Here is a 25,575-nt window from a genome sequence, read left to right as displayed (position 1 = left end):
TTGTCTAATCATTGATAGATTCTATGGGAATCTAAAAAAATCATAGGTTCATTAATAATCATCATTTCTAAATCATTTATAGTAGATTAGCAGGAACTGTTCTTGACAAAGAAATAGATTCTGCCCATAATGGTTATATACTGATGTATTTATGAGAAACCTTAATTCAGAACATAAACTAAATAAAGTTTAGCTGAATTTCAAATCAAAGTTGATTTATAAATGAAGATGAAACCTGACAGAAGATATATCTCAAGCATTCATTTTAGCTGTCTTAATCTCAAATGAATGAACATATCCCATAGAATAAAAGTAAAATAGGAGAATGCAAATGGACTTATTTGATTATATGAGAGCGAATACCATGGAAAAGGAATCCCCTCTTGCGTCCAGAATTCGACCCACGACCCTTGAAGAGGTAGTTGGGCAGCAGCATATCATTGGTGAGGACAAGCTGCTTTACCGGGCTATTAAGGCGGATAAGATTGGATCCGTTATCTTTTATGGCCCCCCAGGCACCGGAAAGACGACCCTTGCAAGAGTCATCGCCAATACCACCAGCGCAGATTTTAAGCAGTTAAATGCAACGGTAGCCGGTAAAAAGGACATGGAAGAGATCGTTAAGGAAGCTAAGGATTCTCTTGGAATGTATGGCAAAAAGACCATTCTGTTTGTAGATGAGATTCATCGTTTTAATAAGGGGCAGCAGGATTATCTTCTCCCCTTTGTAGAGGATGGAACTCTGATACTAATTGGTGCCACAACGGAGAATCCGTATTTTGAGGTGAATGGGGCTTTGCTTTCCAGATCCAGAGTATTTGAACTGAAATCCCTGGGAAATGACGACATTAAAGAACTAATCCGCCGTGCCGTATATGACAGGGAAAAAGGAATGGGGTCTTACGATGCGGTAATTGAAGAAGACGCGTTGGAATTTCTTGCAGATGTGGCAAATGGCGACGCAAGAGCAGCCCTTAATGCAATTGAGCTGGGGGTCATGACGACTGGGCGGAACGAGCAGGACGGAAAAATTCATATTGATATGGAAGTGGCCCAGGAATGCATTCAAAAACGGGCTGTCCGCTACGATAAAAATGGAGATAATCATTATGATACCATTTCTGCATTTATTAAAAGTATGAGAGGATCTGATCCGGACGCAGCAGTATATTATCTGGCAAGAATGTTATATGCAGGAGAGGATTTAACATTTATCGCCAGAAGGATCATGATTTGTGCTTCAGAGGATGTTGGAAATGCTGATCCTCAGGCCCTTGTGGTAGCAGTATCGGCAGCTCAGGCTGCGGAGAGAGTGGGGCTGCCTGAGGCTCAGATTATACTATCCCAGGCAGTTACTTACGTAGCATCAGCTCCTAAAAGCAACGCGGCCTGCAACGCGATATTTGAGGCACAGCAGGCAGTAAGGGATCATAAAACCATGCCAATACCAGTGCATTTGCAGGATTCCCACTATAAGGGATCTGCCAAGCTGGGCCATGGACAGGGGTATCTTTATGCCCACGATTACCCTAATAACTACGTAAAGCAGCAATATCTGCCTGATGGGATGGAGGGAAATCAATTCTACCGCCCTACGGAAAATGGTTATGAAAAGAAAATAAAAGACCACTTAAGCTTTCTGAAAAAATAACTTTTCTTTTTTTCTGTTAAGGTATATAATAGGCGTATCGTACGACCTGATTCAGTTTGATTTGGGCCGGAATTACACTTCCGGCCATCTGTTTGCGATATTCTATCGTGAATCATTCCCAAGATTACGAAAAATGTGTTATAAGGAATCATGAAGGAGAATAATATGCGTGAAAAATTACAGACACTCCCCCTAGCGGAATTGAAGGAGCTAGCCAAAGCCAAAGGGATTAAAGGCTGCAGTTCCATGCGAAAAGCTGAAATTATAGATTTACTTTGTGAAAAGGAAGAAGAAAATTCTCCGGTTCGTGTTTCAGACGGGAATGCTTCACAGGAAAATAAAGAAGAAAATAAGGATATAATGAAATCAACCATAGCATCATCTACGTCAAATATATCATCTTCACCCGTACCAGCACCTGCACCTACAACTGTACCTACATCTGCACCTGCACCTGCACCTGCAACTACAACTGTACCTACATCTGCAACTGCACCTACAACTTCATCTACAACGGCACCGGTAAATGCGCCTGCATCAGCGTCAACGGGTCAAGGCCAGGGTATGGTGGATCAGCAAGGATATTCCTCTGGAAACAGCCAGAGAAAGACAATTGTTCGATCTTATCGGCCAGAGACACAGCAGAGACCTGCTCCATACCGTTCTGCACCAGCTAACTCATCCTCTGCAAATTCTGCACCTGCCTATACTTCAGAAACTCCGGTTCGCAATGAGCCACGTTTAGACTATAATGCAGAAGAAGTAAAGCCTGATTTTCAGCCCAGCCCTGAACTGCAGGAATTAGACAGCGGAATCGATGCACATGGTATTTTAGAAGTTATGCCGGACGGATTTGGATTTATCCGCTGTGAGAATTATCTGCCTGGGGAAAATGATGTTTATGTTGCACCTTCCCAGATCCGCCGTTTTAATATGAAAACGGGAGATATCATTCATGGAAGCAGAAGAGTGAAATCAGCGACTGAGAAGTTTGCTGCTTTGCTGTATGTAAAGAAAATCAATGGTTTTCCAGCCAGTGTGGCAGAACGCCGTCCAAATTTTGAAAATATGACTCCCATTTTTCCGGATAAAAGACTTCATATGGAAACACAGGGAGGAAAGAATACCACAGCCATGCGTGTTTTAGATCTTCTGGCCCCCATTGGAAAGGGACAGAGAGGAATGATCGTATCTCCTCCAAAAGCCGGTAAAACCACATTGCTGAAGCAAGTGGCAAAGGCCATTACCCTTAACCATCCTGAGATTCATCTTATGATTCTTCTCATTGATGAGCGCCCGGAAGAGGTCACAGATATTAAGGAATCCATTGTGGGAGATAACGTTGAAGTTCTATATTCCACTTTTGATGAGCTTCCAGAGAGACATAAGAGAGTATCCGAAATGGTAGTGGAACGGGCGAAGCGTTTGGTAGAGCATGGGCGTGATGTAGTCATTTTACTTGACAGCATTACCCGTCTAGCCAGGGCCTACAACTTAACTGTGGCGCCAAGCGGACGTACCTTATCCGGTGGTCTTGATCCAGCCGCTCTTCATATGCCCAAGCGCTTCTTTGGTGCGGCCAGAAATATGAGAGAAGGCGGAAGCCTTACCGTTTTAGCTACCGCCCTGGTGGATACAGGAAGCCGTATGGATGATGTCATATATGAAGAATTTAAAGGAACCGGAAACATGGAACTGGTTCTTGACAGAAAGCTGTCTGAAAAGAGAATATTCCCTGCCATTGATATCTTAAAGTCTGGTACCAGAAGAGACGACTTGCTGCTAAGCAGAGATGAGGCAGAGGCAGTGGACAATATCCGCAAGGCTACCAATACGTTAAAGCCAGAGGATGCAGTAGAAAAAATTCTCGATTTGTTCTCCAAGACAAAAAACAACTGGGAATTTGTCGAGGCTTCCAAGAAAATGCGGTTTTTCTAGGAATTACGGGTTTTTATAGAAATAAATGCTTGCATTAGAAAATTTTCTATGTTATACTATACAAGCTGTTTATTAGACAAAGTCGGTTTAAGTACCGCGATTTAATAGAAATCAGATTATGCGAGGTGAAAATCATGAAAGAGGCAATCCATCCAAATTACTATCAGGCAAAAGTTGTTTGCAACTGTGGTAATGAATTCGTAACTGGTTCTACAAAGGAAGATATCCACGTAGAAGTTTGTTCTAAATGCCATTCATTCTACACCGGACAGCAGAAAGCTGCTTCCGCACGTGGACGTATTGATAAATTCAATCGTAAATATGGCGTTAATGCTGAATAAGTTTGGAGCAAAAAAAGGTTGAGTTTAGTGGAAACACTTTAGCTCAACCTTTTTTAAAATTTTAAAAAGGCAAAAGCTTCCATTTTAAATAGAGAGGTGGTTGGCGTATGAAGTATTCAGGAATCGGCGGTCAGGCCGTAATTGAAGGCGTTATGATGAAAAACGGGGATGAGTATGCCACAGCAGTCCGTAAGCCGGACGGTGCCATTGAAGTAAAAAAAGATTCTTATGTCAGTATGGGGGAAAAGGTGAAATTTTTCTCGCTTCCATTTATCCGGGGGGTCTTCAGCTTTGCAGATTCCATGATTCTTGGAATGAGAGCTCTGACATTTTCTGCCAGCTTTTTTGAAGATGATGAAGAAAATATGGAACCATCTAAATTTGAAAAATTTCTTGAAAAGATATTTGGAGAAAAGATGGAAAAGGCTCTTATGAGTATGGTCATGGTCTTTTCCGTGGTGATGGCCATTTGTATTTTTATGGTGCTCCCTATGTTTCTGGCCAGTATTTTTCAGCGTTTTATAAGTTCTCATACGGTGATGGCTATTTTAGAGGGCGTGATCCGAATTGGAATTTTTATTGCTTATATTAAGTTGGTCTCCCGTATGGAGGATATTAAAAGAACCTTTATGTATCATGGAGCGGAACATAAATGTATCAACTGTCTGGAACATGGCTTAGAGCTGACTGTAGAAAATGTTAGAAACAGTTCTAAAGAACATAAGCGGTGCGGTACCAGCTTTCTTTTGATCGTTATGATTATCAGTATTTTATTTTTTATGGTAGTACAGGTGGATACAGTCCCCCTTAGAGTTCTTAGCAGAGTCGTATTAATCCCTGTGATTGCAGGCGTTTCTTATGAATTATTACGCCTTGCAGGACACAGCGATTCTGCTCTGGTAAACCTTTTAAGCCGTCCTGGAATGTGGATGCAGGAGCTTACCACAAAGGAACCTGATGATTCCATGATTGAGGTTGGAATCTCTTCGGTTGAAGCTGTTCTTGACTGGCGTGCATTTTTAGCTAAGAATTTTCCGGAGAAATACTCATGAGCCTGACATTGGATTTATTACTGACAGAGGGTGTAAAGGTGCTGACAGAGGCAGGAATAGAGGAAGCCACTTTAGATGCCAGGTATCTGCTTTTTGAGGTGTTTCATACGGATATGACCCATTTTCTACTGGATAGAGGAAGAGTAATATCTGAGGATGACCAGGTCTTAGATCAGGTGAAACAATACCGTCTCATGATTGAAAAAAGATCTCAAAGGATTCCCTTACAGCATATTACGGGAAGCCGGGAATTTATGGGATTGGAATTTTATGTGAACGAACACGTTTTGATTCCAAGACAGGATACAGAGACCCTGGTAGAACTGATTTTAAAGGATTATAAGGGCAGAAAGCCTGTAATTCTTGATATGTGTACCGGAAGTGGCTGCATTGCAATCAGTCTTTCAAAAATCGGTGGATTTGATGATGTGGCTGCTGTCGATTTATCCAAAGAAGCTTTAAAAGTAGCAAAAAGAAATGCTGACGTCCTTTTAGGACCAGGCAGAATTACCCTGATAGAAAGCGATCTGTTTCAGGCGATTGAACCTAAGAGCAGGTTTGATATCATCGTTTCTAACCCTCCTTATATTCCAACAGAGATTATAAAGGAGCTTCAGCCGGAGGTACGGAATTTTGAACCTATGCTTGCCCTTGATGGCAGGGAAGACGGACTGTTTTTTTACAGACAGCTTGTTTCAGAGGGACGCAGATTCTTAAATCCCGGGGGATCGATATATTTTGAGATCGGATATGATCAGGCAGAGTCAGTCAGTGCATTGCTTGAAGATGCAGGCTTTGCTGAAATACGGGTAGTAAAAGATGCGGCAGGATTAGACCGTGTGGTTTGTGCCGTTATGAAATAAGTTTGGGCGAGGCCCGTTTTGTAAGATTCAGGAGGTTACCTATGTTTGACAGGTTAGATGATATTTTGGTTCATTATGAAGAATTAATGCAGGAGCTTAACAATCCTTCCGTTGCTGAAGATCAGAATCGTTTTCGTAAGCTGATGAAGGAGCAGGCAGATTTAGCAGATCTTGTTGAGACCTATACCCAGTATAAGAAGGCAAAACAGGCCGTGGAAGACAGCCTTTTGCTTCTCGAGGAAGAAAGCGACGAAGATATGCGTGAAATGGCAAAAGAGGAATTATCCGATGCCAAGAAGCGTATAGAAGAATTAGAGCAGGAGCTTAAGATTTTACTATTACCCAAGGATCCAAATGATGATAAAAATATCCTTTTGGAAATCCGTGCAGGTGCAGGCGGCGATGAGGCTGCTTTATTCGCTTCTCAGTTATACCGTATGTATGTTAACTATGCGGAAAGTCAGCGCTGGAAGGTGGAGCTGATCAGTGTCAATGAAAATGGAATTGGTGGTTTCAAGGAAGTAGTTGCAATGATCACAGGAAAAGGCGCATATTCCAAGATGAAATATGAAAGCGGTGTGCATCGTGTTCAGAGAGTTCCTGAGACAGAGAGCGGCGGAAGAATTCATACTTCTACAGCCACGGTTGCAGTTATGCCTGAGGCCGAGGAATTCGATGTTGTGATTGAGGATAAGGACGTGAGAATCGATGTAATGCGTGCTTCCGGAAACGGTGGGCAGTGTGTCAATACGACTGACTCCGCAGTACGACTGACTCATAATCCTACTGGAATCGTTATCTACAGCCAGACGGAAAAATCACAGCTTCAGAACAAAGAAAAGGCATTTCGCCTGCTGCGTTCCAAGCTTTATGATCTGGAGCTGGAAAAACGCCAAAACTCTGAGGCAGAGGAAAGAAGAAGCCAGATCGGAACGGGAGATCGTTCTGAGAAGATTCGTACCTACAATTTCCCTCAGGGCCGTGTAACGGATCACAGGATCAAGCTGACACTTTATAAGATTGACAATATTATGAACGGGGATATTTACGAATTACTGGATTCCCTGATTGCAGCAGACCAGGCAGAAAAGCTTGCAAGACTGAACCAAAATTGATAAAACAATCAGAAATAGCTTGTAATTCCTGAAATAATAAAAATCAGAGAAAATGACGTTTATGGCAGGCATCCTTCTATAATCTTGTCAGTGACACTGGAAATTAAGAAGTGTTTGAAAAACTATTTCATTTACTTGTAATAAATCAATTATTTGTTATAATATACTTAACATAGGCAATCGCCACAGGGTGGTTGACCGATCGAAATTTTAGAAAACCTTCCCTACCGGCCAAAGTACAGGGGAGGTTTTTTACTTATTGACATGTCATAAAAATGAATGTCAGTAGTGCTAAGATGAACATGCCAAAAGACATCATGTCTTTAAAGTCAAAATTCTTCATAAGCAACCCCTCCATTCTATGTAGAATAGAGGCCAACCACCCTATACACGATTGCCTGCAGATATTATCTGCTGATATAATTATATGCAGACAAAGTTAATAATACAATTAATTTGTAAATTGTAACAAAATAATAAGATTTTAAAGTGATTTGTTAGAAGAATCTTAATGTTATGGGGGTGATAGGGGGCTGATTTCTTGCGTATGGGTTTGGGAGAGAATCTGGTAGAGGGTTTTAGGGGAGATGAGTGGTTGGGTGAATAGATAGTTGTAGGGGGGACAAGTTCAGTTTTTTGGGGGATTTTGGGAGAGGAGTGAATGAAATGAGTAGAGATAGGGCTGGGAGGAGAATATGGATGTAAAGCTTGGTAATTGATGGAGGAAGGTTGAGTGCTGCAAACTTATTTTGATTCTATCTGTTAACGGTAGTTAATGTTGATATAATATTTTCTCTATCGGAGTGTAAATATTTTTGTTATATAAATGAAAAAAGATAATTGATTATTTTTGTAAAATGGATTATACTTATCACAAGTTTTAATTTCTACCATCATATGATTATTCTGTAAAAGTGTTATTTCGCTGTTTATCTGTTTCTTTCGAATTATATTCCTTATTCTGTTTTGTTTTTTAGTTGTAATTCTAGATTGTAATTCTAAGAGATTTATAATTATAGTATACTATAGTTATGAACGTACATGAGCATCTGACGATTTTTGTGTCTAAAGTTGTTGCTGTTGTTGTTAACTTTATATTTTTAGTAATATTCTTATCTGTTTATAGATGCTGACAGATGTTGTTTTTTGAATGAGTCAAAATTTCATAGACAATTTATTGTTATAGGCTTGTGGATTTTTTACATTACATAATAATAATTTGTGGGCTGTGGGCTGTGGGCTGTGGGCTGTGGGCTGTGGGCTGTGGGCTGTGGCTAAATGTTGTATTAATTATTCTATATTTCTTTTTTATATCATTTTATATCTCTTTCATTTTTATTATCAAATTCCATTCCATAAGTAATTTTTTTTTGTCTTTCATTAGTTGTTTTATAACAGATGTTATTAGTTCAATATATTGGTATTTTATTTCTATCATTTTATCTCTGTTATATCTTTTGCTATTCTTATTTATTTCTGAATCACTCAAAAAAATTCTCAACACATTTAAATAAAGCGGGAGGTGTTTTATTGTTTTGCTAAAAAAGCTTTTATTTTTACTTGCTGTGATTGTATGTGTTTTTCAAGGGGAGTCGTATGAAAAACACATATGGGCAGCAGAGTATCCTGAAATAAAGGTGGATACTCAAAAATCAGAGGTAATCATCAGATCTCAAATCGCCATTGATGAAAATGACAACTATATACCAGATGAGAGTTATACAGACCAAGATGGAAAAGAATTTTGGTTAAAGGAGTGGCATATAGAACCTCTTTATTTACCAGAAAGGAAGGAGTGGGCGGTACAAACGGTAGATTATAAAGAGGTGGAGTGGGCGGCGCAAATTCCTGAGCAGACTCCTATAACTATTAAAGATAAAGTTACTGGACAAACTGTGAAGCGAGATATCCCCATTTACCAAATGGAACCTGGTAATGAGCAGTGGGTTCCTGGATTTTCTTTTACTGCAGTATTTCACTCCTATGACGCGGATTACTATCAGCTGGGTGGTAAAAAAATTCCATTTGACAATCAAAAACCTCAAATAAAGGATTGCTACACGGAACTACTTAATGAAATACAGGTTGATCCTGAAAAATACAGGATTACGGATGCCGCATGGGAAGGAGATCCTTACATAGGTGATGGAGGTGTTATTTGTAGAAATGCTTTGGTGACAGGAGAAAAAAAAGTATCTGATTATCATGTGACTTATGGTGGAGAAGCAATATTACCTTCTTTTCAAGGAAATCAATGTGTAGCTGTTTATCGAGGGTTTAATTCTGTGACAGATGGTTGGGATCAGGCAGGAGAGCACCTTGTAAACTCAGGAGATTTCACTGGAAATGACAAGAAAGGAAGTTGGGTTATTTTTCGTAGAAGTGTTGTTGTAACATTTTCCATTTTATTAATAATTGGTTTGATTGTATTGGCGATATCCTTGAAACGAAGATTAAAACATATCAAAAAAAGAAAGGAGATAGATCATGAGGAGCTTTACTGACAAGAAGAACAAGGGCAGATTAATTATTCTGACCATGTGCCTGACCTGCTTGCTTTTGCAAATGAACGTAAAGGCCAGTGAGCCTTTAACAGAAGGGAGTTGGAAGTGCATAGATGAAAATTGGTTTTATTTCAATAAAAATGGAGAGGCGCTAACTGGTTGGCAACAAATTAACGGTAGATGGTATTTTTTAGCTTTCGGATTAAATGGTTTATCAGGGAAAATGCTGACCGGTTGGCAATGGATTGATGGCCGATGTTACTACCTTTCAGTAAAAACAGAAGAGAAATATCCCGAAGGAGCCATGTTTCTAAATGATTTAACTCCAGATGGATATCAAGTAGGTGAAACCGGAGCCTGGCTTGAGGGAACACAAATAATGGAGGTTCCCGGAAAAGGCATACAAACCGAAAGAAAGAATTCTGCTGCTGTATCAAAGTTCATCACAGGAGGAGGTGGAGGAGGCAATAGAAAAATCAGGGATTTCAATAGTTCAATTGATCAAGAACCTAAGTCAAATCCGGTAACGCCTTCTGAGCAGCCGTCTGAAACCAAACCCGATAAGAGTGAAAGTGAAATTCCGAAAAATCCAGAGGGTCAATGCATTTATACCATCAAATATATGGACATAGATGACAAATCTACACTACAGGTAGTAACGGGATATGGGAAGGAGGGAGAAACCATTCAGATAACACCAATAGAGATTGATGGTTACAGGATTTGTAAAGGGCAAAAAGATGGTCTTATTCTTACTGGCAACCACACAAATGTATCTGTTTATTACCAAAAAGAAGCTCTTTCTTCTCCGTCGGAAGCAAAAAAGATTAGCTGGAATTTATATTTTATTGAAGGGGGAAGACCAGACAAAGAAATTTTAAAAGGACAGAAAGGAGAGACTGAGGAAGGGAAAGAGCTTGTCATAGATTTTCCTGAAACATTTATAGGGACGGACAGATATTATTACCATTCCCTAGTATCAAGTCCCTGGAGTGTTGAGGTAAACGGCAATGGGATACAAAAGTACTATATTGAATTTAGAAAAGGAGAACAGATCCCAGAGGAAGCCGATCCAGATGATGAATCAAAGGAACGGTTACTAGACTGGCTAGAAACCGCAAGGATGGCAGATTATCTTATAACTGGTGAGTATCCAACGGAAATACAGCTCATTTCAACGAGTCAGACCGAAGGAAATGAGCGGCTCCTCAACCTGGTCTCCATGGCTGAAGGGACAGAACGGAAAGAAATTTATCTGATTGCTAAGGGGTATTATCCAAGCGCTGGAATTATCAGTCAAAGGTTACCAATGATAAAGAATATTTCGGAGCTTCCAGTGGAGCAATTAACTATTTCAGGGACTACATACACTGTTTTGCGGGTTGGATTTGAAAAAGCATATGATGAAAACATTTGCAGCCATGAGTATGAAATGATTGATAAAGTAGCTGCTACATGTATAGAGAACGGTCATCAAACCGTTGGATGCAAAAAGTGTGGAAAGGAGGAAACAGTTATATTACCGGCTACCGGTCATATAGATGAGGACCATGATGGTACCTGTGATATTTGTCAAGAGCCGTCAGATGAAGCTCCGGAAGCAGTACATTACAGTATTGGAGATGTACAGGTAAGAGCTATCGGAGACAAACTATACTTGTTCCGCTGCATTGACGATGATTATGAGGATGCCTTGGGAAAAAGCCAAAAGCTTGCTTTATTTATCTGTGACAGTGTAATAAGGTCTGATGTCCAAGGGTCTTCTAAAAAATTGAACTTTGGGGATAACAATAATTATAAATATTCCAAAGTCAGGGGGTGGCTCCTTGAAAATGCCAAAGCTGATTTTGTTCATGATACTTACATAGGTATAACAAACTCTTATATGGGATCAACGAGTACGGGAGCATATGAGCAGTTTTCAGAGAACAGCTTACAGGGAAAGGCAAGGTTATTTCAGCAGTTAGAGGACCGGGTGTTTATCCTGTCTGTGGATGAGGCAATTAAGTATAAGGATTACTTATGGAAGTTTAACGGGAGTGTAAATAACAATCCAGAATCTCAAGTTTCAGCTTACTCTAAAGGATATTATCTTCGTACACCGCAGGATAGTGGAAATTTAGATATTCAGTACGGGGATGCCATTTATACGGTTAGTTTGGTAGGTGGTAATATTCGGCCTGTGGAGGTTTCTGAAACAAACATAGGAGTCCGACCTGTAATGGCAATTCCACAAGGATAAGGAGATTAAGATGCTACTAATTATGTCTTTGCTTCTTTTAATTATCGTTATCTTCTCTGCAATATTCTTAGGAAATATCCTTAAAATAAGCCCAGAACAAAGGGCAATTAATGATAAGGAACAAATGCAGTGGATAAGAGAATTTAAACAAAGGATACAGGAGAATAAAACATGAAAGGGAATGGAAAAAGAATATTAAGTCTTTTCCTTGCTGCTGTCATTGCAGTAACCACAGTAGGATATGCCCCTCCATTTACTTCCTTAGCATCTTGGAAGACAAATATGGAGAAAGCATTGGAATTGCTTGCGTCTCCATCGGAATCTACAAAGCAAGGCTCAACTGCTACGCCTTCAGAAGCGGAAAGCCTAGGGAGAGAGGCCACACCATCGGAAGCAGAAATTCCAGATGGAAAAGCAACACCTTCTGAGGTAGTAAAAAAGTTTGTGAGAGTGGAGCCGGAAGAAATTCCGGAATATTACTCCCAGGCATCGGATTTAGGAAAGAAATTTTGGAAATTTGAGGACCGGTATGGGATGATGCAGTACCGGGATTACGGATATTTACAAGGAGATGTAGAATTTCCTCTATGGTATGTGACGGATCTGACCGGGACGGTTGATGATGCTTCTGATTCGGTGAATCTGGATGAGGAGTATTACGATTTGGCTCCTTTTGTATATAGGAGCGTAGTGCCAGATGAAACTGCATGGACAAGCTTATCTTGGAGGCTATTTTCTAATAATAATGAAATTAATGATTACATTAGAAAAAAGATAAGTGGTTTTAAAAATTGGGATACATCAGGGTATTATATTTGGCATTTAGAAAGTGATGATAATGGAAATCTAGGATATCACTTTTATGGAATCATAATAAATGAGGAAGAACGAGAAGGTCAGCCAGGCTGGTACTATTCCGATGAAGATGGAGTGATAAATGTAAATAATATGTTAAGAGCCAGTTTGATGGCCACTACTTATTATGATTATGAGTGGTATTTAGACGCTCCTGGACAGTTTAGGTCAAGTATTCCGTCTAATCAATACCTTATAAAAGATCACCCATCTATGGGAGGTAGCACAATGTATCCTCAAAAGCCGTATCAATCGGCTATAGATAGAGGTATGAACTTTACTTCAAAATTTGTAGCTTGGGCAAGCTATAGAAGTAATGACAATAGTTTTTCAGTTCCGAGATATAACGCATCTAACGTAGTAATAGGGTATGACTTACTAAATGGAGACCCTGCAAATATAGATAGTTATTACAGTAGTGTCACTTTACTATCTCAAGGATTTATATTTAAATCTGATGAGTGGTATCCTACGTCAATATATGGTGTGTGGTGTCCAGATAATGCAGACATGTATATTTTTGCTAGGGAGCAGGAGGATCGTGTAAATAAAAAGGTAGAGTATTTCAATGTAGGTAACTATACCTATGATATTCAAGATATTAAAGTAAGAAGAAATAGTTCATTTAATATAGATTCAGTAAGTAAACCATCAAAATCAGGATATATTTTTGAAGGTTGGAGACTAGGTAGTGGATATGGTGATTATATAGCTAGTGGTACAGAGATTAATTGCGGTACTAGTGGTAAGGTTACTTGGGTATTTCCTTCATTTAAGCCACTTGAAAATACAGTAATTTTTCAAGATATAGACGGTAATATACTAAGTGAGCAAATAGTATTATCCGGTAATTCAGCCACAGCTCCAACACCTCCTGTAATACCTGGTAAAATATTTACCGGTTGGGGTGGAGATTATTCCAATATATCAAAAGATTCCACATTTAAGGCTCAGTATAAAGACACAGTGACATTAACTTTAATGGGTAATGGTGGTTTAATAGATGGCAGTGAAACATATACGAAAGAGTTAATTTATGGAACACGTACATATGACTTACTTAAGAATTTAGAATCAAAAACAACTAGAAGTTTATACAACTTTAAGGGGTGGTATACAAATCCAGAAGGAAGTGGATCAAGCTACTACCCTAGCGGACTAGGTAGCGACTTAACTCTATATGCAGTATGGGAACGTAATTCAAATTATATTATTTATTATAGAAATTTAGATGGCTCGGACACCAATTATCAGAGAGTAGGTAAAATAAATGAGGGTGATGCTATAGGAAACCCGCCCAACTTCTCTAGTAGTAATGGTAAAAGAATTGTTAAATGGCATTTAGAAAAGTTTGGATATGCTTTTGAATATGGTTCCGGTGTACAGCCAGACTATAAAATGCCAGGAGAGTCTTTAAACTTATATGGAAAATGGGATAACTGGACCGTAAATTATACCATAAACTATGGTATTGGAGATAGCAGACCACCTAGAACAATGACCCTAAATTCAAGCAATAGTGATAAAGTGTTATGCGAAAGATATCTACCATCAACTGCAAGTATGGAAGTTCCGGGATATATAAGTACTGGATATGGTAACGGGTGGTGTGATGATAATGGTGTAATACTACCAACTGATCTTAAATATGCCACTACTACAAATAGAAATGTATATTTTGCAAGAACTCCAAAAACCTTAAAATTTATTGCCTGGTTTCCAAGCAATACCACTTCTAGTTGGGAGAGTAATACATCGGGTTTTGTGTATGGTAAATATGATGAGGTAATAAGTTCAGATAATTATGATAATTTAATTAACCTAAAGAATGAAAAAATATACGATGACGGCAGAGTATTTAAGGGGTTCTATTACGATAAAGAGTTTACAAATCCTATAGATTTTAGCCTTGGGTTAAAACCAGAAGACCCAGTACAAAGTGCTAAAACTATAGATGTAAATGTGTATGCTAAATATGTAAGAGATTTCACAGTAACATTTAAGGATTGGGATGGGAATATTCTATCCAATCAAACGGTTCTATATGGTGAGAGTGCAGTGCTGCCAGAACCACCAGTACGCACTGGATACCGTTTTATTGGTTGGGATAATTCAACCACAAATATCCAGGAAGATACGGTCCTAACAGCTCAATATGAGATTAATTCTCATCGCCTTACCTTAGATGGGAACGGAGGAAGTCTGTCCGGAAAAACAAACATAACAATGGATGTTACGGCTGGAGAGTCCTTAGATCAGGATCTTACAGATGGAAAAAACAATGCAATTCGTAAGTATTATACCTTTACAGGCTGGTATACAGCTCCCACCGAGGGCAGTAAATATCCGGAAAGCGGAAATGTAATGCCTGATACAGATCTGACTGTATATGCACAGTGGGAAAGAAGCTCCAGCGAGGTTACTTTTAAAGAGTGGAATGGAACTGTCATTGATAGGCAGGAGATTTTACTAGGGGCCGATGCAACGCCACCGGAAGCACCTGAGAGAGCTGGGTACACATTTATTGGCTGGGATAAGCCAACGGCCAACATTCAGGACCATAAGGAAGTCACCGCCCAGTATTCCATAAACGGGTATTTACTAACGTTAGATGGAAACGGTGGAACTCTGGAGGGAAGTCCAAAAAAAGAAGTGGTCATTTCCTTTGATCAATCCTTTGACCAGATACTAGAAGATGGAAAAGATCTTGTAGAAAGACCTGGATATCAGTTCGATGGCTGGTACACAAGTGCATCTGGAGGAAGTATCTATTCCTACAGAGGTAACCAGATGCCGTCCATTAATGTGACCGTGTATGCTCATTGGTTCCCCAATACTTACAAAGTGACTTTTGATCCGGATCATGTGAGGTGGACGGAAGGAGTGTTAAAGAAAGAGCATACGTTTGATACGGAACTGGGAACCCTTCCGGCTCCTGAAATCTACGGCTGGAAATTTAATGGCTGGTGGACCGGAAAGAATGGGACAGGAACAAAACTGACTAGCCATTCCATGGTGGAATCCAAAGATGTGGTCTATTACGGAAATTGGTACCCAATATCCTATGAGGTTCGGTTTATTTCAAAGGCTCAACAACCAGAAGAAGAATCAGTACAGACCTTTACGGTGAACCAGACCTATGACCAGGCATTTGGAACGCTTCCGGCTCCGGAAGAGAAAGGGTATACCTTTACAGGTTGGTATGATGGGGAAAACAAAAAAATCAATCCTCAGACCATCTTTCAGCCACAGTCTGGAGCAGAGGGATATACCTATCATGCAGGCTGGGAATCAAATTCTTATCAAATTCAATTTGTTTACTATGATGCAGATGGAAAGCAAGTTGTAATAGAAATAAATCAGGATTATCCCTCCCGTCTCGGAACCCTTCCGTCACCGGAGAAGCCAGGCTATACCTTTGGTGGTTGGTTTAAAGATAACGGGGAGCAAGTGACGGCCGGAAGTTGGGTGGAAGCTGGTGATACAGAGTATAAAGCCAAATGGAAGGCAAACCAGTATACGATTCATTTTGAGCGAAATCTACCAGAATCTGAGACCATGGAAGATCCGGAAGATAAGACCGTGACCTATGCTCTTCCTATTGGTGTGCTGCCTAATCTAAATGAGACAGGTTATGTGTTCCTTGGTTGGTTTACTGAACCAGAAGGAGGAACCCGGATCAAGGAGACTACACTGGCAGCACTGGGGGATCAGACCTATTATGGGCACTGGACCATCGGAATTATCGACAATGGAAACGGGACTTACAGAAAACCCGGAGCCGATGGAACGTGGAATACCACTGATGATGAACTCTGGTGGAAAGGGCTTGATGGAATTTCTCTGACTTCCGATGACAAGCGAATCCTTACCTTTGCAAATGGGACTGGTTCCTATGCAGACAATGGAAATGGAACTCATTACCGACCAGGTACAGGGGGAAGCTGGGCCAGTGGAATTGAACTTTGGTGGAATGGCCCCGATGGAATCCCTGGAACCTATGATGATGTCCGGATTTATAACGGAGGGAATGGAAGCAACGGAACACCCATTTATTACATTGACAGTGGAAATGGAATCTATATAAGACCAGGAGCCGGAGGAAACTGGGGAAGTGAAACACAGTACTGGTGGTATGGGCCAGATGGAACACCGGGAACTTCTGATGATAGACAGATTCATATACTGCCCGGAGGCGGTTATTACATTGACAACAGAGACGGAACCTACATAAGACCGGGAACTGGAGGAAGCTGGACAAGTGGAACGGAACACTGGTGGTACGGTCCGGACGGAAAGCCAGGAACCGATGATGATAAGCAGATCCATGTACTGCCCGGAGGCGGTTATTACATCGACAACGGAGATGGAACCTACATAAAACCAGGAACTGGAGGAAGCTGGACAAGTGGAACGGGACACTGGTGGTACGGTTCGGACGGAAAGCCAGGAACCGATGATGATAGGCAGATCCATGTACTGCCCGGCGGCGGTTATTACATTGACAACGGAAACGGAACCTACATAAGACCGGGAACCGGAGGAAGTTGGACAAGTGGAACGGAACACTGGTGGTATGGCCCGGACGGAAAACCGGGAACCGATAATGATAGGCAGATCCATGTACTGCCCGGTGGCGGTTATTACATCGACAACGGAGACGTAACGCATATCCGGCCAGGGAACGGAGGAAGTTGGGATCATGATACTGAAACCTGGCTAAATGGGCCAGATGGAGAACCAGGTACTTCAGATGATTATAAGAAAGTAGACAATGGAAATACTGACCCGGAACCAACCGATCCAGAGCCGACAAAACCGGAGCCAACTGACCCGGAACCAACGAAGCCAGAACCGACCGATCCGGAGCCAACTGACACGGAGCCAACTGACACGGAGCCAACGAAGCCAGAACCCACAAAGCCAGATCCAGTAAAGCCAGATCCAGTAAAGCCAAATGAATCAAAAGCTAAGGATAATGAGGCCGTGACTGTTCCAGAGATTCCTTCCATAGACAGTACTTCAAAGCCAAGCGTGAGGAATGATGGTGGTACCTTTAACGTAAACCCGGAGAATCCAAAGGATGTTACTTATATTAAGCCGGACGGGACTCCTGCAAGCAATGAGTGGATCGGAGATGGTACCAATTTATATCATGTGAATGAAGAAAGTAAGTTAAATTACAACTGGTACAAAGAAAAAGATAATGAGTGGTTCATGCTGAACAATGACCCTGAAGAGCAGTTTGGAGCAGCACTTAGGGGCTGGTATAACGAACCAATGGATAAAAAGTTATATTTCTTTGATCCAAACACCACAGAGATGCTTACTGGTTGGCGGCGTATTGACAATAAAATGTATTACTTTACAGAAAAGAACCAGCGTCAGACCTATATGGGAGATAACAAAATAGGGTGGCTATTTGATCTTGAGATACTTAATACACCTCTAAGTCTGTTGGATCGGCCGTATGGTTCCATGTATCGAAATGAATATACCCCAGATGGATTTTGGGTAGACGAAAATGGGGTTTGCAAAGATAAGAAATAGGAGGAAGAATGAACAAAAAGATGATGAAAGGGACGGCATACGCATTGTGTGCCGCCCTGGCAATGACATCACTGCCAAGTTGGGCAGTTTATGCCAATACAGACCTTCTTTCCGGAAATCCGGTGTATGCCCGGATGGGGACCCCTTCTCAGGCGGAGAAGATCGAAGATGAAGAAGAACCAGTAAATATAATCGAAGAAACAGAACCGGAAATTGATCAGCCGGAAGATGAAATAGAAACCGAGCCAGTGACGGAACCTGACATTGACTGGACTGAGCCGGCCACCCCTTCCCAGGCGAAGCCGGTATCCGTAAATCCATTGCTGCCGTCCTCCTTGATTGCTGTGAAAAAATTAGCGTTAGAGACTTCCAGCTCCCTGGGAGATATCTGGGATTCCTGGTCCGGAAAGACCAGTTTTGAATTCCTTAGCGGAAGCCAGGGAGAGGGAACGGAAGAGAAGCCTTATCTCATTAAGAACCGGGAGCAGCTTATGGGCCTTTCTGAACTTACAGCTATGGGGATGATGGTTCCGGAGGCAGAGGGAGCCAAGTATGCCGGAGATTATTCCGGATGCTACTTTGCCCTGGGAGCAAACATTGATCTTCAGGGAGTGAATTGGATTCCCATTGGCTTTTATCAGGATTCTTCAGAAATTGCCGGGGAAGTCTCCCACCCATTTAATGGTTTCTTTGATGGAAACGGAAACACCATTAAAAACTTAAAACTGGCTTCCTTTGCCAGTTATAACAACGTGGGTCTGTTCGGAGCTGTAAACGATGCCAATATCCATGACCTGACCATAATCCCGGACAGCAGTTCCATTAAGGGAAATGACCGGACTGGTGTGGTCGTGGGCTATGCAGAAAATAGTGAAATTGGAAACATAACCGTAAAAAATGCTGACATTAGCTCTACCGGTATTTCCGGAGGAATTGCAGGAGAAATCAGTGGTACGGTCATTGAAAATGCCATCTGTGAAAAAGTCATGATTGATGCTAAAGGAGGAAGTGAAGTTATTTATGCCGGTGGTATCGCAGGTATTGCTTCGGATTCTTTCATTGTAGACTGTGAGGTATCTACCGGCACAGGAACTACGGCGAGAATCCAGGGAACCGGATACATTGGTGGAATCGTAGGCTATCAGAATGCTAGTGATATATTTAACACCTATGTAAGCGGAACCATTGGGGGCTATCATTCCACCGCCATTGGGGGTATCACAGGAAAGTACACAGCCGGAAAATTAAAGGTGGCCCGTTTTGCTGGAACCATTGGAAACTCCCAGCTCGGTTCCATGGCAAGGGAAGGAACCTTTATCGGAACGAGACAAGGGGCTGCAACTAATTTCAACTACATAGAAGATGTGGCGTATCTGTTTGCTGATACGGAAAGCAAGATAAGCGCCAATGTATGCGGTTCAGAGATTGAAGATGATAATGATTATACCTACGCCGCTCATATTGGATACTGGCATACAGGAGATATCTATTATACTTTGGTGCAGGGCGGAGCCAAAAAGACCATTTCTGACCAGTACTTTTATGAAGAACTGGAAAAAGGCATCCTGACCGTTCTTGATGAGGAATTAGGAGATTATATCCTGGATCACTTTGCACCGGATTCCCTTGGACGGCCCGTAAGAGGATATCTATTAAATGTCAATCAGATTGATACCATAGCAAATGGTCAGAACTATTATGACATTGCTACCTTAGAAGTCCGTGGAAGCTCTCAGTATTCCAAGCCTATGGATAAAGAGAACCGGGGGGCCATTGCAGCCGGTACCGCTGTTACTGTAACAACGGCGCCAAGCAATACGGATACGGAAAAGTTTCAGATCGAAGGCTCTCCTTTTTACGTAAATAGTAAAGGAATCAAAAAGAGCAGCACCTATTCAGATAGCAGCCATGCCTATACCTTTACCATGCCGGAGGACAACATTACCCTATCGGCCCTCTATAAAAAGGTAGCGGTATCCGTAAAGGTTGATCCGGAAAGTTATACCTTTGCAGTGGTCCAGACAAGAACCGGGAACCGAAAGGCTCCGGTCATAACAACAGAGATCAAGAATAAGGAAGGAAAGCTGATTGCCCGCTACATTAACGGCGTGTTAGAAAAAGGGACTGAAGTACAGCTGGTGAATATCAAGGCTGTGATTGATGCCAACAATGACGTAGCAGATAACCGTGTGAAATGGAGCATTGATGACCCTCAGCTCATTACCCTGGAAAAGAATACGGATGAAGAAACAGACGGTTATACCGCAAAATCAGCCAGCCTTTCTGTCAATCTTTCCTCCTCTTTCTTTCAAACGATTATAGAGGACGCAGAAAAGAAACAGGCAGATGAAAATTACCAGTATAAGATCCCCAATACGATTTACGGAGCTGGGCATCAAAACGGAGGCGTTGCAGTTTTAACTGCACAGACCAGACCTTCTACTTCCTTTGAAGGAAAGCCTTGTACCGCCAACAGCCGGATCAATGTCACCTTCCAGATCATTGACAATACCTTAGTTGCAACAGAAGGAGCAGCCCTTGATAAACAGGCGCTTACCTACACTGTCAAAAGGACCCTGACCGGAGACCGAAAGGCTCCAAGTGAAACAATAACGGTAACAGCCCCTCAGTCCTTGACTGCAACATTCACCCCGGACTTCTTCTCAAAGGACGAAGTGGTATGGACCAGTTCCGATCCGGCAGTCGTACAAGTGACTCAGGAAAATGAAGCCTACCGGGAAGCATCGGTTTCTGCTTTCAAGGATGCTGCCTGGATTCGTAATATCATAGCGACCGACAATGGAATCAAAAGCAATGATCCCTATGCGAAGGTATCAGGAAGCGGAAGCCGGGAGGTAGTCATTACCGTAGATGGAAAAGATAAGTTGGGGAATAAAGTTTCTGCTGTCTGCCAGGTAAGCATCAACTTTGTGACAGATGACCAGACGAGAGTAGTCCCGGAAGGCGTTACGCTGGATCAGAATGAACTATCCTATCGCCTTGGCTATCAGATGGCCGGAGATGTCTATTCACAGATCAAAAATAAAAAGGGATTTATGGCAAAGAAGCTGTCTGCAACGGTCCTACCGGATCTAGATGAGTCAGTAGAACATAAACCCTATGGCCGTACTGTGATCTGGACTTCCTCTGATCCGGATGCATTATCCGTGGATGAACAGGGAAATGTTATGCCAGTTGATGGTGCAGCCTGGATCAAAGAAGCACTTCGCAAAGCTCCTTATATGGGAGAGAAAAATGTAGAGATTACAGCCACTACAAGGGATGGAAAGAAAGCAGCCACTTGTCTGGTGAAGTTATTGTTCCAGGCAGAATGCCTGGAAGCAGACAGAGACAGTGAAACTTTTGACCTTATCCTGACCAAAACAGGAAGAAGAAGCAGCTCGGCTTATACCTGGAGCGGACTAGAGGGAAAGAAATTTTCCGCTTCTATTTATCCAGAAAATAGAGAGAACAAGAACATCCTGTGGAGAGCCTCGGATACAGGAATCCTTTCTGTTGATGCAGATGGAAATGTAAAGGCAGTGGTGATAAATGAAAAGCAGGAAGTCATTGCTGGCTGGGTGAACCAGGTTATTGGTAAATCCCAGTATTCCGGAAGTACAAACGCTTTTATTTATGCAGAAAGTAGTGATGGAAAGCTTTCTGATCCAGTACAGGTTAGATTGAATCTAAAGGTCATTGATAATACCACTTCCGGAGGCAGCTCTGGAGGCGGTGGTGGAAGCCGATCCGTAGGAGTAACGGTCGCAGGAAATATCAAAGGACCGGCAGCTCCCTCCGGTGCGCTTACCGGCACATGGACTCAGGCAGGAAATGGAAAGTGGATCTTTGCTTCCGACCGGACTTATACCGATGAATGGGCCTACATTAGTAACCCGTTTGCAACGGGAGAGCAGGAAAAGGCCTCCTGGTTCCGATTTGATAAAGATGGATTTATGGTAACTGGCTGGCAGACAGATGCAGATGGAGTTATGTACTACTTAAAAATGACCACTGATGGAACCCAGGGCCAGATGCTTACTGGCTGGCAGAATATTGAAGGAGCTTGGTACTATTTTAATCCGGTTTCTAATGGGACAAGAGGAAAGTTAATGACAAACACTATAACACCAGACGGATATCACGTAGACCAAAAGGGACAATGGATACAGTAAGTTAAATACATACCTCCTCTGCTGAAATGTAGAGGAGGAGAGGAGGAAGAAATGAACAAGGTAATTTTAATGGGCAGATTGACCCGTGATCCAGAAGTAAGATACTCCCAAGGAGAGCGTTCCATGGCAATTGCTAGATATAGCTTAGCCGTTGACCGTAGATGGCGTAAAAGTCAGGAAGATGAACAGACGGCTGATTTTATTAACTGCGTGGCTTTTGACAAGGCTGGGGAGTTTGCAGAGAAGTATTTCCGCCAGGGAATGAGAGTCTTAATTTCAGGACACATTCAAACTGGAAGTTATACAAATAAAGACGGCATAAAGGTTAATACCACGGATGTTGTTATAGAAGAGCAGGAATTTGCGGATAGCAAACAAGCTTCAGATGATGGCAGTCAGGCTCACTCCAGACCAGAACCATCAAGTATGGGAGATGGCTTTATGAATATCCCGAATGGGGTGGATGATCAGGGACTTCCATTTAATTCATAAGTGGGAAGATGAAGTTAACGACTAAAGATAAAAACAAAGTTATTCCGGTATCAGTAATATCAGAAACTGGAGAAAAATATGGAATTGTGGTAGGGACAGACTATCATATGATATGTGTCTTACTGAATATAGGAGAGTATGTAGATGTTCCGGATCATATAGTAAAAAGAATATACCCAAAAGCAAAAGAGATAAGATAAAAAGATTAAAAAAGTAAACTAGTACATTGAAAACCATATATATTTTAGCCGATAGAAAAAGCCTCTAAGTAGAATTAATAAATATAATAATCTTTGCCCGTGTAGACAAATATTATTATATGTATTGTATTTTTTTGTCAGGAGGGTAAGTTACATAAAGAGTTACTCATCAAGAGAGGTTATTTCGATACTTTAAGCTGATGGTTGGTATGAAGTTGGAGTGACGAGAAGTCATCACCGATATAAACATCCAACTAAAAAGGGGCGTAAAACGGTAAAACATCCTGACAAAGACATACCGCTTCCAACGTTTAAAAGTATTGAAAGACAGTCTGGGCTAAAGTTTAAATAGCCCTGGTTATCTCCTGACAAAATTAGTAGAAGGAGGCTTTTACCATGAAAAAGACAGATCGTTATTTTTACCCTGCAATTTTTACGTATGAACCAGAAAAGGAAATTGCAGTGGTATTTCCTGATTTGGATTGTGCTACCAGTGGAAACGATGATGATGATGCTTTTCTCTCTGCTAGAGAATTGCTTGGCTGTGCTCTTTGCGGATTAGAAGAGGATGAGGAGGAGATACCTCAGCCTACACCGCTATCAAATTTCCATGTTGGTGAAAATGAGAGGGTGGTTTTGATAGACGTATTTATGCCTTCTGTTCGCATGGCGCGGGTAAATCAATCGGTGAATCGTACCGTAACCCTTCCTGCTTGGCTTAATGCTGTTGCCTTGGAGCATGATATAAACTTCTCTCAACTATTGCAGGATGCAATAAAATCTCAGCTTAATATTAATCGGTGAGCGGAACTCAGTTCCGTTCATTCCGGTATCAAAAAAATCACGTAAAGTGGGAAAAACTTAACTTACCATACCATGTACTTATGTTAAGAGAGTGTTTCATTCAAAAGGAATTGGATAGAGAAATTTGATTAAATTACCATATTATGGTATACTGTAGACAGATTAAGACCTAAATAAAAAAAATAACCACCCCGACTGACCAGTGAGAATGGTTGTTTTTGAAAATAATAATTAGGAAACTACTAAAAAGTCGTTACCTTTTGTTAGGATATCATGAAATTATGATGATGTCAATTATGTAACAAAGGGCATAGAGTATGAATATTACAGCAGAAAAAGTAAAAGAAGCAGGATATTGGTGCAAGAAGATTCTAGAATTAAATCAACAGTATCTCACATGTGAAAATGGAATTAAACGGCAAAAAAGAATAAGTCATAAAATTGGTCAGGTTATAGTTAGATGGCTTCCAAGCATGTTTATGATATTTATTATAGTGTTTGGGATATTTATATATCGTTTAATTCAAGCTTATCCCATCGAACCACCAAATCCAAATGCCGTTCTTTTAAATGAGTTTGCAATACCAGTCTATAGATATTTCTTAATTTTAAGTATAATTGATTTTCCTATATCGTTATTTTGGGGGCTTAGTAGTGTAAGTAGAAATCTAAAACAATTAATTTTAAATAGCAATGAGTTAAAAAAACAGTTAGATATTGTTATTAAAGAAAAAATTGAAATTATTAGTATAATACCTGAAAAATATCGTTACCCATTGTCAACGGATTTTCTTGCAGATGTATTGATATGTGGAAGAGCAGATACCATGAAAGAGGCGTTGAATCTTTATGAAGAACAAATACATCGCTGGAATGTAGAAAGTAAAATGGATGCGGTTCTGAAGAGGCAACAAAGCAATAATAACCTTTTATGGGCTCATGTTGTAGCTGATATATTGTTTAGGTAAAAAGGGAGGAAATGATATGAAAAAGAGATTATTAGGAGCAATATTATCAACATTACTTACTGTAACAATGGCAACACCGGCTTTTGCTGAAATCACCTGGACCGCTGAAAAACTTCCAGCAGGGTATACGACGAATGAGTGGGAAAATAAGAATTTCTTTCTTAATGCAGGAACAGCAATTAAGAAGGATACCTACACGTATTATATAAAAGATTTACATGGAAATATTATGAAGAATGCAGCATTTGCTGGTGGAATGACTACTAATGCAGATGGTGTTGTAATACTTGGTAATGGACATGTTGCTTCTTATGGCACCCAGCAGGGGCAATTAGAATATGCAAATACATTAACTTATGAGCCTCTTTCCTGGCATCAAGATGCAACAAAATCCACAAATGAGAAAGGAGTAAGTAATTTGTGGTATGGACGTAGTGATGGCTGTTATCCTATAAGTAAATGGCAATGGCTCATGGTTTCTCCAGATGGAAAGAAAGACGGTCTAAAGTATGCTTACTGCTTTAACGAGTATGGATATCTTTATACAAATACAATTACACCAGATGGATATATGGTTAATGAGCTGGGGCAGCTTATAATTGACGGCAAGGTGAAAACTATTGACCCAAAAACTAATCCTGGAAATAAATGGTATGGTTATGCGGATTTTCCAATAGGAGCATTGGGATATGATTATGACTCTTGTGGAAGAGCAGCACAACTTTGGGGAACGCCAAACCCATTCTTCTAATACAATAAAATAAATAAAAATATAAAAGACTATCGGTTAATTCATAATCGGTGGTCTTTTTTTGTTACAAAAAT

Annotated in this window: 17 protein-coding genes; all 17 read left to right on the top strand. The window is 40.9% G+C overall.

Annotated features, from left to right (window positions below; translation table 11 throughout):
• The first annotated feature begins 331 nt into the window (after nucleotides 1-331).
• The 17 genes from OW255_RS18685 to OW255_RS18605 all read left to right on the top strand — a co-directional run bounded on the left by OW255_RS18685 (nucleotide 332) and on the right by OW255_RS18605 (nucleotide 25,501).
• Nucleotides 332-1,651 carry a replication-associated recombination protein A gene (locus OW255_RS18685; RefSeq protein ID WP_268114951.1) on the top strand — a complete coding sequence of 440 codons (1,320 nt, stop codon included), beginning with the start codon at nucleotides 332-334 and terminating at the stop codon, nucleotides 1,649-1,651.
• 165 nt (nucleotides 1,652-1,816) lie between these two features.
• A complete protein-coding gene (gene rho, locus OW255_RS18680) occupies nucleotides 1,817-3,589 on the top strand; it encodes a transcription termination factor Rho (RefSeq protein WP_268114949.1) in 1,773 nt (590 codons plus the stop codon).
• A gap of 134 nt (nucleotides 3,590-3,723) precedes the next feature.
• A complete protein-coding gene (gene rpmE / locus OW255_RS18675; protein ID WP_024834780.1) occupies nucleotides 3,724-3,930 on the top strand; it encodes a 50S ribosomal protein L31 in 207 nt (68 codons plus the stop codon).
• Between the two features lie 107 nt (nucleotides 3,931-4,037).
• On the top strand, nucleotides 4,038-4,982 hold the full coding sequence (locus tag OW255_RS18670; protein WP_268114947.1) for a DUF1385 domain-containing protein: 945 nt from the start codon (nucleotides 4,038-4,040) through the stop codon (nucleotides 4,980-4,982).
• Nucleotides 4,979-5,845, top strand: coding sequence for a peptide chain release factor N(5)-glutamine methyltransferase (prmC, locus tag OW255_RS18665; RefSeq protein ID WP_331485685.1), 867 nt, complete (start codon nucleotides 4,979-4,981; stop codon nucleotides 5,843-5,845). Before OW255_RS18670 ends, prmC begins: the two co-directional genes overlap by 4 nt.
• A 41-nt stretch (nucleotides 5,846-5,886) precedes the next feature.
• The gene (gene prfA / locus OW255_RS18660) at nucleotides 5,887-6,960 is read left to right on the top strand and encodes a peptide chain release factor 1 (protein WP_024834782.1); all 1,074 of its coding nucleotides are present in this window, start codon (nucleotides 5,887-5,889) and stop codon (nucleotides 6,958-6,960) included.
• Nucleotides 6,961-8,495: 1,535 nt separating this feature from the next.
• Entirely contained in the window at nucleotides 8,496-9,464 is a 969-nt protein-coding gene (locus OW255_RS18655; protein WP_024834783.1) for a hypothetical protein, read from the top strand.
• A complete protein-coding gene (locus OW255_RS18650; protein WP_024834784.1) occupies nucleotides 9,448-11,706 on the top strand; it encodes a DUF6273 domain-containing protein in 2,259 nt (752 codons plus the stop codon). Before OW255_RS18655 ends, OW255_RS18650 begins: the two co-directional genes overlap by 17 nt.
• A 10-nt stretch (nucleotides 11,707-11,716) precedes the next feature.
• Nucleotides 11,717-11,881: a hypothetical protein gene (locus OW255_RS18645; RefSeq protein WP_268114946.1), complete on the top strand. Its 165-nt coding sequence runs from the start codon at nucleotides 11,717-11,719 to the stop codon at nucleotides 11,879-11,881.
• The gene (locus OW255_RS18640) at nucleotides 11,878-18,111 is read left to right on the top strand and encodes an InlB B-repeat-containing protein (protein WP_268114945.1); all 6,234 of its coding nucleotides are present in this window, start codon (nucleotides 11,878-11,880) and stop codon (nucleotides 18,109-18,111) included. The genes OW255_RS18645 and OW255_RS18640 overlap by 4 nt, the downstream gene beginning before the upstream one ends.
• Nucleotides 18,112-18,119: 8 nt before the next feature.
• Nucleotides 18,120-22,286: a hypothetical protein gene (locus OW255_RS18635; RefSeq protein ID WP_268114944.1), complete on the top strand. Its 4,167-nt coding sequence runs from the start codon at nucleotides 18,120-18,122 to the stop codon at nucleotides 22,284-22,286.
• A 51-nt stretch (nucleotides 22,287-22,337) separates the two neighbouring features.
• Entirely contained in the window at nucleotides 22,338-22,778 is a 441-nt protein-coding gene (locus OW255_RS18630) for a single-stranded DNA-binding protein (RefSeq protein ID WP_268114943.1), read from the top strand.
• Between the two features lie 8 nt (nucleotides 22,779-22,786).
• Nucleotides 22,787-22,978, top strand: coding sequence for a hypothetical protein (locus tag OW255_RS18625; RefSeq protein WP_268114942.1), 192 nt, complete (start codon nucleotides 22,787-22,789; stop codon nucleotides 22,976-22,978).
• A 220-nt stretch (nucleotides 22,979-23,198) separates the two neighbouring features.
• Nucleotides 23,199-23,330 carry a type II toxin-antitoxin system HicA family toxin gene (locus tag OW255_RS21005; RefSeq protein ID WP_416861654.1) on the top strand — a complete coding sequence of 44 codons (132 nt, stop codon included), beginning with the start codon at nucleotides 23,199-23,201 and terminating at the stop codon, nucleotides 23,328-23,330.
• Between the two features lie 44 nt (nucleotides 23,331-23,374).
• Nucleotides 23,375-23,782, top strand: coding sequence for a type II toxin-antitoxin system HicB family antitoxin (locus tag OW255_RS18615; protein ID WP_268114941.1), 408 nt, complete (start codon nucleotides 23,375-23,377; stop codon nucleotides 23,780-23,782).
• Nucleotides 23,783-24,099: 317 nt separating this feature from the next.
• Nucleotides 24,100-24,750: a hypothetical protein gene (locus OW255_RS18610; RefSeq protein WP_268114940.1), complete on the top strand. Its 651-nt coding sequence runs from the start codon at nucleotides 24,100-24,102 to the stop codon at nucleotides 24,748-24,750.
• A 16-nt stretch (nucleotides 24,751-24,766) separates the two neighbouring features.
• Nucleotides 24,767-25,501, top strand: a complete 735-nt coding sequence (locus OW255_RS18605; RefSeq protein WP_268114939.1) for a hypothetical protein — start codon at nucleotides 24,767-24,769, stop codon at nucleotides 25,499-25,501.
• Nucleotides 25,502-25,575 lie beyond the last annotated feature (74 nt).

The organism is Lacrimispora xylanolytica, assembly GCF_026723765.1.
Classification (GTDB): Bacteria; Bacillota; Clostridia; order Lachnospirales; family Lachnospiraceae; genus Lacrimispora; species Lacrimispora xylanolytica.
The sequence above is the reverse complement of the archived record's forward strand: the minus strand, read 5'-3'. Positions and strand labels throughout refer to the sequence as shown.

Coding starts and splice junctions, on each gene's coding strand:
- OW255_RS18610 (WP_268114940.1), top strand. CDS start 24,100: ATGAATATTACAGCAGAAAAAGTAAAAGAAGCAGGATATTGGTGCAAG.
- OW255_RS18670 (WP_268114947.1), top strand. CDS start 4,038: ATGAAGTATTCAGGAATCGGCGGTCAGGCCGTAATTGAAGGCGTTATG.
- OW255_RS18635 (WP_268114944.1), top strand. CDS start 18,120: ATGAACAAAAAGATGATGAAAGGGACGGCATACGCATTGTGTGCCGCC.
- OW255_RS18645 (WP_268114946.1), top strand. CDS start 11,717: ATGCTACTAATTATGTCTTTGCTTCTTTTAATTATCGTTATCTTCTCT.
- OW255_RS18630 (WP_268114943.1), top strand. CDS start 22,338: ATGAACAAGGTAATTTTAATGGGCAGATTGACCCGTGATCCAGAAGTA.
- OW255_RS18685 (WP_268114951.1), top strand. CDS start 332: ATGGACTTATTTGATTATATGAGAGCGAATACCATGGAAAAGGAATCC.
- OW255_RS18615 (WP_268114941.1), top strand. CDS start 23,375: ATGAAAAAGACAGATCGTTATTTTTACCCTGCAATTTTTACGTATGAA.
- rho (WP_268114949.1), top strand. CDS start 1,817: ATGCGTGAAAAATTACAGACACTCCCCCTAGCGGAATTGAAGGAGCTA.
- OW255_RS18605 (WP_268114939.1), top strand. CDS start 24,767: ATGAAAAAGAGATTATTAGGAGCAATATTATCAACATTACTTACTGTA.
- prfA (WP_024834782.1), top strand. CDS start 5,887: ATGTTTGACAGGTTAGATGATATTTTGGTTCATTATGAAGAATTAATG.
- prmC (WP_331485685.1), top strand. CDS start 4,979: ATGAGCCTGACATTGGATTTATTACTGACAGAGGGTGTAAAGGTGCTG.
- OW255_RS18625 (WP_268114942.1), top strand. CDS start 22,787: ATGAAGTTAACGACTAAAGATAAAAACAAAGTTATTCCGGTATCAGTA.
- OW255_RS18640 (WP_268114945.1), top strand. CDS start 11,878: ATGAAAGGGAATGGAAAAAGAATATTAAGTCTTTTCCTTGCTGCTGTC.
- rpmE (WP_024834780.1), top strand. CDS start 3,724: ATGAAAGAGGCAATCCATCCAAATTACTATCAGGCAAAAGTTGTTTGC.
- OW255_RS18650 (WP_024834784.1), top strand. CDS start 9,448: ATGAGGAGCTTTACTGACAAGAAGAACAAGGGCAGATTAATTATTCTG.